General features: G+C 60.4%; 10 protein-coding genes. 4 read left to right on the top strand and 6 right to left on the bottom strand.

Features of this window, described 5'->3' with window-relative positions:
• The 4 genes from FUU19_RS03775 to FUU19_RS03760 all read right to left on the bottom strand — a co-directional run bounded on the left by FUU19_RS03775 (position 1) and on the right by FUU19_RS03760 (position 4,432).
• Entirely contained in the window at positions 1–1,386 is a 1,386-nt protein-coding gene (locus FUU19_RS03775) for a glycoside hydrolase family 1 protein (protein WP_230489626.1), read from the bottom strand.
• Positions 1,387–1,429: 43 nt separating this feature from the next.
• Positions 1,430–2,791, bottom strand: a complete 1,362-nt coding sequence (gene chbC / locus FUU19_RS03770) for a PTS N,N'-diacetylchitobiose transporter subunit IIC (protein ID WP_230489625.1) — start codon at positions 2,789–2,791, stop codon at positions 1,430–1,432.
• A 12-nt stretch (positions 2,792–2,803) separates the two neighbouring features.
• The gene (locus FUU19_RS03765) at positions 2,804–3,121 is read right to left on the bottom strand and encodes a PTS sugar transporter subunit IIB (RefSeq protein WP_033641898.1); all 318 of its coding nucleotides are present in this window, start codon (positions 3,119–3,121) and stop codon (positions 2,804–2,806) included.
• Positions 3,122–3,538: 417 nt separating this feature from the next.
• Positions 3,539–4,432, bottom strand: coding sequence for a LysR family transcriptional regulator (locus FUU19_RS03760; protein ID WP_197833338.1), 894 nt, complete (start codon positions 4,430–4,432; stop codon positions 3,539–3,541).
• Between the two features lie 106 nt (positions 4,433–4,538).
• Between FUU19_RS03760 and FUU19_RS03755 the strand changes: the two genes are divergently transcribed.
• The 4 genes from FUU19_RS03755 (at position 4,539) to mutS (ending at position 10,212) form a co-directional block, all read left to right on the top strand.
• Positions 4,539–5,339 (top strand): SDR family NAD(P)-dependent oxidoreductase, encoded by an 801-nt coding sequence (locus tag FUU19_RS03755; protein WP_230489624.1) that lies wholly within the window; start codon positions 4,539–4,541, stop codon positions 5,337–5,339.
• A 12-nt stretch (positions 5,340–5,351) separates the two neighbouring features.
• Entirely contained in the window at positions 5,352–6,323 is a 972-nt protein-coding gene (locus FUU19_RS03750; protein ID WP_230489623.1) for an aldo/keto reductase, read from the top strand.
• A 29-nt stretch (positions 6,324–6,352) separates the two neighbouring features.
• Complete coding sequence (locus FUU19_RS03745) at positions 6,353–7,345, top strand: Vgb family protein (protein WP_230489622.1); 993 nt, start codon at positions 6,353–6,355, stop codon at positions 7,343–7,345.
• A gap of 311 nt (positions 7,346–7,656) precedes the next feature.
• Positions 7,657–10,212 (top strand): DNA mismatch repair protein MutS, encoded by a 2,556-nt coding sequence (gene mutS / locus FUU19_RS03740; protein WP_230489621.1) that lies wholly within the window; start codon positions 7,657–7,659, stop codon positions 10,210–10,212.
• Positions 10,213–10,288: 76 nt separating this feature from the next.
• Here the strand turns inward: mutS and rpoS are convergent, their stop codons facing one another.
• Both rpoS and nlpD read right to left on the bottom strand, forming a co-directional pair.
• Complete coding sequence (gene rpoS / locus FUU19_RS03735; RefSeq protein ID WP_019455119.1) at positions 10,289–11,287, bottom strand: RNA polymerase sigma factor RpoS; 999 nt, start codon at positions 11,285–11,287, stop codon at positions 10,289–10,291.
• Positions 11,288–11,341: 54 nt separating this feature from the next.
• On the bottom strand, positions 11,342–12,337 hold the full coding sequence (nlpD, locus tag FUU19_RS03730; RefSeq protein WP_230489620.1) for a murein hydrolase activator NlpD: 996 nt from the start codon (positions 12,335–12,337) through the stop codon (positions 11,342–11,344).
• Between the last annotated feature and the right edge of the window lie 34 nt (positions 12,338–12,371).

The following is a 12,371-nucleotide window of genomic DNA, read 5'->3' as shown; positions in this document are numbered from 1 at the left end:
TTAGTCAAACCCGTTGCGTCTGGCCGCCTCGGCAAACCAGTAGCCGCTTTTCTTGATGGTGCGGCGTTGATCAGCCCGATCCAACCGTACCAGACCATAACGATTCTTGTAGGCGTTCAGCCAGGACCAGCAGTCGATAAAGGTCCACAGATGATAGCCCTTGCACTGCGAACCTTCTGCCAGCGCGCGGTGCAGCCACTTCAGGTGCTCGCGAATAAAGTCGATGCGGTAATCGTCCTCCACCCGCCCATCGGCGCCGATAAACGCCTCTTCGCCCTCGACGCCCATGCCGTTTTCCGAAATATAACAGGGCAGATTGCCGTAGTTCTCTTTCAGATCCATCAGGATGTCGTACAGCCCCTTCTCGTAGATCTCCCAGCCGCGGTGCGGATTGATTTTACGGCCCGGCATTGCATAGTAACTGAACAAATCCTCCGGCGATGCGATCGGCCCCTCGGCACGACGCCCCACTTTCGCCTGTACCCTGCGCGGCTGGTAGTAGTTGACGCCGAGGATATCCACCACGCCGCCTTCGATCAGTTGCGCATCCTGCGGCTCGCAGTAGGGCATCAGCCCATGGCGCTCCAGCAAGTGCAGCAACGCCGCCGGATAACGCCCTTTGGCGACCGGGTCGAGGAAACTGCGGTTGAGCAACAGATCGGCGTCGTGTGCGGCCTGCCGATCCTCCGGCGCGTCGGAGCGCGGATAGGTCGGGCTCAGATTCAGAATGATGCCGATGCTCCTCGGCAGCCCGCGCGCTCTGAAACGCTGCACCGCCATGGCATGCGCCAGTACGCTGTGATACGCCACGGTGACCGCCCGTTTGAAGTCCACCACGCAAGGGTAGTGCAAGTCATTCAGGTAACCGGCCTCCACCGGCACGATCGGCTCGTTGAAGGTGAACCAGTGGGTGACCCGATCGCCAAACAGACCGAAGCAGATGTCGGCGTAACGCGCATAGGCTTCGACCACCGCCCGGTTTTCCCAGCCACCGTGCTGCTGCATGCACAGCGGCATATCGAAGTGATAGAGATTGATAAACGGGGTGATGCCCTGCGCCAGCAGCTCGTCGATCATCGTGTTATAGAACGCCACCGCCTGCGGGTTCACCTCGCCGTCGCCGTCCGGGATCAGCCGCGACCACGAAATCGACGTTCTGAAGGTATTGTGACCCAGCGTTTTGAGCAGCCCGATATCGGTGCGGAAATGGTCGTAAAAGGTCGAGGCCTCGTCCGGCCCCACCCGATCGTGAAAGCGCTCGGGCGCGATCTCGTACCAATAGTCGAAGATATTGCGGCTCTTGCCGTCCCGCGCGGCCGCCCCTTCAGACTGCGGCGCGGAGGTGGCGCTGCCCCACCAAAACCCGTCGGCAAATTGATATTCCATACTCGCGTTCCTCGCGGGGCGGCCGCACCGCCCCGTTCCACAGTTAGAATTTCAGCGCCTTGGCGATGTCTTCTTCGCTTTCCGTCGCCGCGTCGATCTGGCTTTGCGCCTTGTTGGAGATCGCCACGAACGGCAGATAAATCACGGTGGCGACTGCCAGGTTGAACAGGCTCAGCAACATGGCCATGATGCTGCCGTTGGTGTTGAAGAACGCACCCAGGCCGACCGGCATGGTCCAAGGCGCGATGTTGGTGATCGGCGGGATCAGCCCGGAGTAATAAGCCAGCGAGGTGATAAAGGTCAATACCGGCTGCACCAGGATGAACGGAATGAACATCACCGGGTTCATGATCACCGGCAGGCCGAACAGAATCGGTTCGTTGATCTGGAAGATGCCGGATGGCGTCGCCAGTTTGGCGACCTGGCGGTAATCTTCGCGGCGCGAGGCGATGAAGATGGCGATAATCAGACCCAGCGTCGAGCCGGTGCCGCCAAGGTAGATGTAGGAGTCGACGAACGGCTTCGCCCACATATGGAACTCTTTCCCGGCGGCCACCGCCGCTTCGACCGAACCGTATTTGTTATACAGCTCCACGTTTTCCAGCGCGAACGGCGTCATGATGCCGCTGTCCAGCGCCGCCAGCGCCATGGAGCCGTGCACCCCGAAGAACCACAGCAGCGAGGAGAACAGCACGTACACCCAGCCCACCACGCTGCCCATCTTGGCCAGCGGCGCCGAAATGCCGTCCATGATGATCTGGTGGAAGTTGGTGCCCCAGTGCGCCAACGCGAACGCCACCAGCCCCATGATGGAGAGAATGATGAAACCGGGGATCAGCGCCGAGAAAGAGCGCGACACCGAAGCCGGCACGCTGTCCGGCAAGCTGATCACCCAGTTGCGCCGCACGATGAAAGCAAACATCTCAGCCACCGCCAGCCCGATCACCATACCGGAAATGATGTTGGCGCCGCCCAGCCAGTTGGCGCCCACCGCATAGGCCTCGCCGACGTTGAACGGCGTGACGGTCATGAAGGCCGCCACCGCCAGCAGCGCCGAGGCCAGTGGATCGACCTTGCGCTCTTCGGCCAACGCCATGCTGATAAAGAACGGCGTCATCAGGGACATGATCCCCAGCGTACCGTTATAAACGCTGCCGCCAATGCTCTTCAGGCTATTCAGCGTCTCTATGGTGGAGGCGTCCAACCTTACGCCCAACGAATAGAAAAACGATCCCTCGCCGAAGCTCAGGAACACGTTGTTGATCAACACGAACATCGCCCCGGTCAAGGTCAGCGGCATCAGGCGGATAAAGCCGTTCTTGATGGCGTTGACGTGGGGCTGCTTACCGATTTTTACGGCGAAAGGCAGGATAACCTTCTCGAGCGAGGCAATGAGGGTATTCACGGCGGCCTCCTGTTATTGATTGGCTTTCTTGATGGCGGCCACCGCGGCCTTCAGTACGCCCAGTCCATCGACCTTGCCGTACAGCAGCGGATCGATGACTTCAACGGGTTTATTGGGCAGCTGTTTTTGCACTTCCGGCAAGGTGTAGGCGATTTGCGGCCCCAACAGGATCAGGTCCGCTTCAATGCCCTTCTCTGCGGCCAGCGCTTCCGGATAGGCGGCGATGATCACCGGCACTTCATATTTTTCGGCCTGCGCCTTCATTTTTGATACCAACAGGGAAGTGGACATACCGGCAGAACAAAACAGATAGATTTTTTTCTTTTCCATACCAAGCACCTCAGATAATCAAAAAAACCCCGTGTTATTTGTATGCCAGATGCAATCACGATTGCTTCACGCACATTCCTTATGAAAATTTCCGTCACGTTGCCCTGGTTACAGACAGTATACGGAGCATGAAAAACGGATCGGTAAGCCAGGAGGAAACACAACCGTCTCTCATTGACCTGGCGGATTGACCCCCTTCACATTTCGCATAAAAAAATAGTGTGATCGGGCTCTCAAATAACTGAAAAAAGCTCAGAGTATTCGCAAAAAATACTCAAATAACAATTATAAACAGCAGGTTATTAACTCGCTGAGAATTTAAGGGTTTATTTGCGCCCGAGCAAACGGCGTGGGAATAAAAATAGTTCAAGCTTGATTCGCCTACTGCCATCCGAACGCGATGGCAGGCGAGGAGGATTACACGGGCAGACGCAGCAACTCGATCACCGTGGCCAGCGCCACGGAATGGTTCCTGCGGTTGGGGTAATAGAGGTAAAAACCGGGAAACGGCGCACACCAGTCGGCCAACACCCGCCGCAGCCGCCCGCTCGCCAGGTGTTCTTCCACCTCCTGTTCGATAGCGAAAGCGATGCCGACGTGCGCCAACGCCGCCTGCAGCAACAGCCTGGCGTCATCCACGATAAGCGGGCTGTTAACCGCCACGGAAAACCGCTGCTCGCCCTGCTGAAATCCCCATTTGTAGCGCTCGCCCGAAGAGGCCTTGCGCCAACCGATGCAGCGGTGCTGCAGCAAATCCTGCGGATGCGTCGGTTCGCCGTGCCGTTGAAAATAGTCCGGCGTGGCGACGATGGCAAAACGCAGATCCGGCGTCAGGCGCACCGCGCGCATATCGTTGTGCAGATCCTCGCCGAGCCGAATACCGGCGTCAAAGCCTTGCTCGACGATGTTGGCGAACCCCTCGTCCGCCACCACCTCCAGCGTAATGCCGGGGTACTCGCTGGCCAACCGCCCCAGATGCGGCACGATGGCGAGATCGATCGCCGAACGCGGCGCGTTGATACGCACCAGGCCGCGTGGCCCTTCGCGAAACGCATTCAGGCTCTCCAGCGCGGCGTCGATGTCGGTAAAGGCGGGCACCAACTGTGCCAGCAGATGCTCACCGGCCTCCGTCGGCGAGACGTTGCGGGTGGTGCGATTCAGCAGGCGAATGCCCACCTGCGCTTCCAATTCGCGCAGGGTGTGGGTCAGCGTCGGCGGCGTCACGCCCAATCGGGCGGCGGCACGGCGGAAGCTGCGTTCACTGGCGATAGCCACGAAGGCCGCCAGGCCGGACAATTCGGGTTTCTTCATGCTATTAATATAAATTATCTAATAGTGAGATGAATTTTTAGCGGATAGTTATCCGTCATCTAACAACATAGCATTGCGATCGAACCCATTACCAGGTATCGAAGCGATGATTAATGCTACAGCTCCAACTCATGAAACACCGCGCCGTTTGGCGGACAAAGTCGTACTGGTGAGCGGCGGCGGTAGCGGTATCGGCCGCGCTGCGGCGCTGGCCTATGCCCGCGAAGGTGCCAACGTCGCGCTGGTCGGCCGTCGCGCGGCGGAAATCGAAGCCACGGCGCGCGACATCGCGCTGGCCGGCGGCGACGCCCTGCCCATCGTGGCCGACGTCTCCCAGGAAGACGATATCCGCAGGCTGCTCGCCACGGTGAGCGCCCACTACGGCCGGCTCGACGTCGCCTTCAACAACGCCGGCATCATCGGCAACTTCGCCCCCATCACCGAACAGAGCAGCGAGGATTTTGACCGCGTGATCGCCATTAACCTTCGTGGCGTCTGGCTGGCGATGAAATACGAGATTGAAACCTTCCTGGCACAGCATTCAGGCGGCGTGATCATCAACACGTCCTCCTGGCTGACCCACGGCGCGCTGGCCGGCTCATCCAGCTACTCCGCCAGCAAAGGGGCGCTCGATGCGATGATCCGCGCGGTGGCGCTCGAATACAGCGGCCAGGGCATCCGCGTCAACAACATCAACCCCGGCATCATCGACACGCCGATGGCGCGCGGCAGCGTGGCCGACAACGCGGCGTTCGCGCCCTTTATCGCCCACACGCCCGCCGGCCGCCTGGGCGAATCGGAAGACATCGGCGATGTGGCGCTGTGGCTGGCGACGGACGAAGCCCGCTTCATCACCGGCCAAAGCCTGCTGGTGGACGGCGGTTACACCATCGCCGGCATGCGCTGAGGAGACGACGCCATGAACTACGTACGGCTTGGCGACAGTGGCCTGCAGGTGTCCCGCCTCTGCCTGGGCTGCATGACCTACGGCGATCCGGCCTGGCGGCCCTGGGTGCTGAAAGAAGATGAAGCGCGCCCCTTTATCCGCGAGGCGCTGGAAGCGGGCATCAATTTTTTCGATACCGCCAACATTTACTCCGGCGGAGAAAGCGAGCGCATTCTCGGCCGCGCGCTGAAGGCGTTCGCCCGCCGTGAAGACGTGGTGATCGCCACCAAAGCCTACTTTCCGATGGACGCGCAGCCGAACAGCCGCGGACTGTCGCGCAAGCACCTGCTGCACAGCGTCGACGCCTCCTTGCAGCGGTTGGGGACGGATTATCTCGATCTGTTCGTGCTGCACCGCTTCGACACCGAAACGCCGATCGAAGAAACTGCCGACACCTTCGACGGCCTGGTGCGGGCGGGCAAAATCCGCTATCTCGGCGCCTCTTCGCTGCGCGCCTGGCGCCTGATGAAAATGCTGGCCTTTCAACGTCAACACCGCCTGGCGCCGTTTATTTCGCTGCAAAGCCAATACAACCTGGTGACGCGTGAAGACGAAGAGGAGCTGATCCCGCTGTGTCTGGAGGAGGGCCTTGGCCTGACGCCCTGGTCGCCGCTGGCCCGCGGCGTACTGGCCGGTTCCGGCAGTGGCGGCACGCTGCGCGCCGCCACCGACGAACAGGTCCCCCGTTGGTATAACGGCAGAAAGGAGGTAGAGCGCACCGTCGATGCGGTAGCGGAGGTGGCGGCCGCGCGCGGCGTTCCACCGGCGCAGATCGCGCTGGCCTGGCTGTTGGCCAGACCCGGCGTGACGTCACCGCTGGTGGGCATGTCCAAGCCGCATCATCTGCAGGATGCGCTGGCAGCGCTCACCCTCAGGCTATCGCCGGAAGACGTCGCCGCACTGGAGGCGCCAATGGCACAGGCTGCCCGCCCCGAGCGCTGGTAGCTCCTTTTCCCCCATTCCCGGAGAGAAACATGTCATACGCTGTTACCGCGCGAGCGGCGTTGTTCACCCTCGCTACCGCACTCACTCTTAGCCCACCGGCGCAGGCAGCCGTCAGCGCAGACTGCACAGAAAGCAGCATAACGCTGCCGCCCGGCGCGCTTTACCCCAACGGCATCGCCCGCGCAGCGGACGGTACGCTGTATGTCGGGCTGATCACCAGCGGCAACGTGCTGCGCAAACGGCCGGGTAAAGCGTGGGAAACCTTTTTCCCCGGTGCGGACACGGTGTTCGCCTCAAATGCGCTGCGGCTGGACGAACGGCGCGGGCTGCTGTGGGGCAATTCGCCGGACTTTCTCTCCGGCGGCAAAGCGCGCGCCAACCGCATCTATGCGCTGAACGTCGCGGATGGCACCCTCAACCGCAGCCTGGCGCTGCCGGCGGGAGAAATGGGCAACGATATCGTGCTCGGCGCAGACGGCACGGTGTACGTAACGGAAACCCGCGGCGGCGGCATCCTGCGCCTGCGGCCGGGCGAAACGGCATTCAGTACGCTGTATCGGGATCCGCAATTGGCGGCTCCCAGCGGGTTGGGGGCCGCCGGGATCGTGCTGCTCGACGACCGGCTGATGGCAGTCACCAATTTCGGCACCAGTAAGCTCTACACCCTCAGCTATAACGATCCAAAGCCGCAGTTGACGGAAATGCAGCTGCCGCGCCTGATTGAAAACCCGGACGGGATGGGATTGGCACCGGACGGCGCGCTGATCGTGCTGGAAAACGGGATCCAGAGTGGCCAAGGGCGGATCCTGCGGATCCCGTCACCCAAGGCGGCAGGGATGCACCAGCTTGAGGTCTTGCGCGAAGGCATGGAGTCGCCGGTCAACCTGACTATCACCCCACAAGGCTGCGCCTTCGTCAGCGAGTCGCGCATCCGCTACCGTCTGCTGCCCGGCCATGAAACCGAAGTGCCCGACAGCTTCCGCCTCTATCAACTGCCCTTGCCTCTCACCGCCGCGCAATAACCTCTCCAGCACCACTGCGGGCGGCGACACTTGCGTTGTTGCCCGCAGGCGAACAACAATCTCGCTGCGTTACAAACCGGCCTTGCGCAGCGCTTCCCATTTTTACCTGTGACAGCCGATTGCCCGCTGGGCTAGTATAAGCGTCTGTGCAAACCTTGGGTTTGAGCGCGCCGTTTGGCGTTTTGATGATTTGATTTGCGCCGCCCGGCAAGCGCTAAAAGGGGCGGCGCCTGCTGAAACAATGTGATAGCGAATGACGACAATGAAAATCACAATGACCTTTACATTCAATGGATTGGAAAAATAATCGCATGAATAGCACCGATAAACTCGATTCGCACACGCCGATGATGCAGCAGTACCTGCGCCTCAAGGCCCAGCATCCTGAAATCCTGCTGTTCTACCGCATGGGCGACTTCTACGAGCTGTTTTACGACGACGCCAAGCGCGCTTCCCAACTGCTGGATATCTCGCTGACCAAACGCGGCGCCTCGGCGGGCGAACCGATCCCGATGGCCGGCGTGCCGCACCACGCGGTAGAGAACTACCTGGCCAAGCTGGTGCAGCTCGGCGAGTCCGTCGCCATCTGTGAGCAGATCGGCGATCCGGCCACCAGCAAAGGGCCGGTCGAGCGCAAAGTGGTGCGTATCGTCACCCCCGGCACCATCACCGACGAAGCGCTGCTGCAAGAACGCCAGGACAACCTGCTGGCGGCGATCTGGCAGGATGCGCGTGGCTTCGGTTATGCCACGCTGGACGTTAGCTCCGGCCGCTTCCGCGTCGCCGAGCCGCAGGATCTGGAAACCATGGCCGCCGAGCTGCAGCGCACCAATCCAGCCGAGCTGCTCTACCCGGAAACCTTCGAACAAATGGCGCTGATCGAACAACGCCACGGCCTGCGCCGCCGCCCGCTGTGGGAATTTGAACTGGAGACCGCACGCCAGCAGCTCAACCTGCAGTTCGGCACCCGCGATCTGACCGGCTTTGGCGTCGAGCAGGCGCACCAGGCGCTGCGCGCCGCCGGCTGCCTGCTGCAGTACGTCAAAGATACCCAGCGCACTTCACTGCCGCACATTCGCGGCATCACTATGGAGCGCCAGCAGGACGGCATCATCATGGACGCCGCGACCCGCCGCAACCTGGAACTGACGCAGAGCCTGTCCGGCGGCAACGACAACACGCTGGCGGCGATCCTCGATCGCACGGTCACGCCGATGGGCAGCCGCATGCTGAAACGCTGGCTGCACATGCCGACCCGCGATATCAAGGTTCTCACCGCCCGCCAACAGGCGATCGGCACATTGCAAGAGCTGTTCGCCGATCTGCAGCCTTCGCTGCGCCAGGTGGGCGATCAGGAGCGAATTTTGGCGCGCCTGGCGCTGCGTACCGCGCGTCCGCGCGATCTGGCGCGCATGCGTCATGCTTTCCAGCAACTGCCGGACATCCGCGCGCTGCTGCAAGACGTGGACACCCCGCACGTGCAGCAGTTGCTGTCGCAGGTGGGCCAGTTCGACGAGCTGCGCGAGCTGCTGGAACGCGCGGTGATTGAATCGCCGCCGGTATTGGTGCGCGACGGCGGCGTGATCGCCCCCGGTTACAACAGCGAGCTGGACGAGTGGCGCGCGCTGGCCGACGGCGCCAGCGACTACCTCGACCGGCTGGAGATCCGCGAGCGTGAAAAGCTGGGGCTGGACACGCTCAAGGTCGGTTTTAACGGCGTACACGGCTACTATATTCAGGTGAGCCGCGGCCAAAGCCACCTGGTGCCGATTCATTATGTACGCCGCCAGACGCTGAAAAACGCCGAGCGCTACATCATCCCGGAATTGAAAGAGTACGAAGACAAAGTGCTCACCTCCAAGGGCAAGGCACTGGCGATCGAGAAAAGCCTGTACGACGAGCTGTTCGATCTGCTGCTGCCGCACCTGGCGGAACTGCAGCAAAGCGCCGCCGCACTGGCCGAGCTGGACGTGCTGGCCAACCTGGCCGAGCGCGCCGATACCCTGAACTACGCTTGCCCGACCATGAGTGAGCAGCCGGGGATCCGCATTACCGAAGGTCGCCACCCGGTGGTGGAGCAGGTGCTGAGCGAGCCGTTTATCTCAAACCCGCTCACCCTGTCGCCGCAGCGCCGCATGCTGATCATTACCGGCCCGAACATGGGCGGTAAAAGCACCTATATGCGGCAAACGGCGCTGATCGTGCTGATGGCGCACATCGGCAGTTACGTCCCCGCCACCAAGGCCACTATCGGCCCGGTGGATCGCATCTTCACCCGCGTCGGCGCGGCGGACGATCTGGCTTCCGGCCGCTCCACCTTCATGGTGGAGATGACCGAAACCGCCAACATCCTGCACAACGCCACCGAGCACAGCCTGGTGTTGATGGATGAAATCGGCCGCGGCACCTCCACCTACGACGGCCTGTCGCTGGCCTGGGCCTGCGCCGAGAACCTGGCTAACCGTATCAAAGCGATGACGCTGTTCGCCACCCACTACTTCGAGCTGACGACGCTGCCGGAGAAAATGGAAGGCGTGGTCAACGTGCATCTGGACGCGCTCGAACATGGCGACACCATCGCCTTCATGCACAGCGTGCAGGACGGTGCCGCCAGCAAAAGCTATGGCCTGGCGGTCGCCGCACTGGCCGGCGTGCCGCGCGACGTCATCAAGCGCGCCCGCCAGAAGCTGCGCGAGCTGGAGTCTATCTCCAGCCACACCGCATCGGGCAGCGTCGATGCCACCCAGATGACGCTGTTGCAGGAAGAGACCTCGCCGGCGGTAGAAGCCCTGGAGGCGCTGGATCCGGATTCCCTGTCGCCGCGCCAGGCGCTGGAATGGATCTACCGGCTGAAAAATATGGTGTAGTCTGGCCCAAACGCATCAAAAAAAACGGTGAGCATCATGCTCACCGTTTTTATTTGATGCGGTTCAACAACCGGCGTTATTCGCGGAACAGCGCCTCAATGCTCAGCCCCTGCATCTGCAGAATCTCACGCAGACGGCGCAGACCTTCAACCTGAATCTGACGGACACGCTCGCGCGTCAGGCCAATCTCCCGGCCTACGTCTTCCAGCGTCGCCGCTTCATAGCCCAGCAGGCCGAAACGACGCGCCAACACTTCACGCTGTTTGGCGTTCAGTTCGAACAACCATTTGACGATGCTTTGCTTCATATCGTCGTCTTGCGTGGTGTCTTCAGGCCCGTTATCCTTCTCGTCGGCCAGAATGTCCAGCAGCGCTTTCTCCGAATCCCCGCCCAGCGGCGTATCCACCGAGGTGATGCGCTCATTCAGGCGCAGCATGCGGCTGACGTCATCCACCGGCTTGTCGAGTTGCTCGGCAATCTCTTCAGCGCTCGGTTCATGATCCAGCTTGTGGGAAAGCTCGCGCGCGGTGCGCAGATAGACATTCAGTTCTTTGACGATATGGATAGGCAAACGAATAGTACGGGTTTGGTTCATGATCGCCCGTTCAATCGTCTGACGGATCCACCAGGTTGCATAAGTGGAGAAGCGGAAACCGCGTTCCGGGTCGAATTTTTCCACTGCGCGAATCAGACCGAGGTTACCCTCTTCGATCAGATCCAGCAGCGCCAGACCGCGGTTGCTGTAGCGGCGGGCGATTTTCACCACCAGCCGCAGGTTGCTTTCAATCATGCGGCGGCGGGACGGCACGTCACCGCGCAGAGCACGCCGCGCAAAATAGACTTCTTCCTCTGCGGTCAGCAGAGGTGAATAACCGATCTCACCCAGATAGAGCTGCGTCGCATCCAATACGCGTTGCGTAACGCCTTGAGACAACAGCTCTTCTTCCGCTAAATCGTTCTCGCTGGCCTCTTCTTCTACCAGCGCTTTTTCATCAAACGACTCAGCCTCAGCTCCATTCTCGTCGAAATCCGCATCATCATGTAACTCGTTAACTTTCAGCGTATTTTGGCTCATATGCTGCTCCTACCCGTGATACCGCGAGCAGAATCTCAGCGTATTCTGCCCAATCTATCGCTGCGGAAGATAACGCAGCGGGTTTACGGATTTCCCCTTGTAACGAATTTCAAAATGCAAACGTACTGAACTGGTACCGGTGCTACCCATGGTGGCTATTTTTTGACCCGCCTTCACTTCTTGTTGTTCCCGGACCAGCATTGTGTCGTTATGAGCGTAGGCGCTCAGGTAATCATCATTGTGTTTGATGATGATTAGATTACCGTAACCCCGTAAAGCGTTGCCGGCATACACTACGCGACCATCGGCGGTAGCGAAGATAGGCTGCCCACGGGAACCGGCGATATCGACGCCCTTATTCCCACCTTCTGATGAGGAAAAGTTATCAATAATCTTACCGTCAGTCGGCCATCTCCAGGTACTGACCGGAGAACTGTTGCTGACGGTGCTGCTCACGGGTGGAGCGGCTTCCGGTGCGGTAACAGGCGCAGTCGCGGTCCCAACCGCTACAGCACCCGCTGCAGGTAACATCTTACCTACATTCTGTTTACCCGAGTTTTCAGAATACGCGTTAGTTGATTGAGAATCAACCGTTGCCGTCTGGATCTGGGTGCTGGAAGGTGGCTTCGGAACGCCGCCTTTGGTCGCGTCTGTCGTCGCCAGCATGCCGCCGCCGTTGGCAGAACCATTACCAAGCTGAATGGTTTGGCCAACATTCAGGCTATATGGCTCGGGGATATTGTTGCGCTGCGCCAGGTCGCGGAAATCGTTGCCGGTGATCCAGGCGATGTAAAACAGCGTGTCGCCGCGCTTGACCGTATAGGTTTCACCGCCGCTGTAGCTCCCTTTAGGGATAGCGTTATAACTGCGGTTATAGACAATGCGGCCCTCGGGGCTGGCCTGCTGCACCCCGCCATTGTTATTGCCGGATGGAACGGCACCGCCGCCACCCACGCTGCTGATAGGGGCTGACGTCGAGGCATTGTTCGTACAACCCGCCAACCACAAACTTACCATCGTACACACCGCTACCCGGCGTAACGTAATCATTGGGCTTCCCGTGCTCATGCTTCCCCCATGACAG

Origin of the sequence: Serratia montpellierensis (genome assembly GCF_020858655.1) — a bacterium.
Lineage (GTDB): Bacteria > Pseudomonadota > Gammaproteobacteria > Enterobacterales > Enterobacteriaceae > Serratia > Serratia montpellierensis.
The sequence above is the reverse complement of the archived record's forward strand: the minus strand, read 5'-3'. Positions and strand labels throughout refer to the sequence as shown.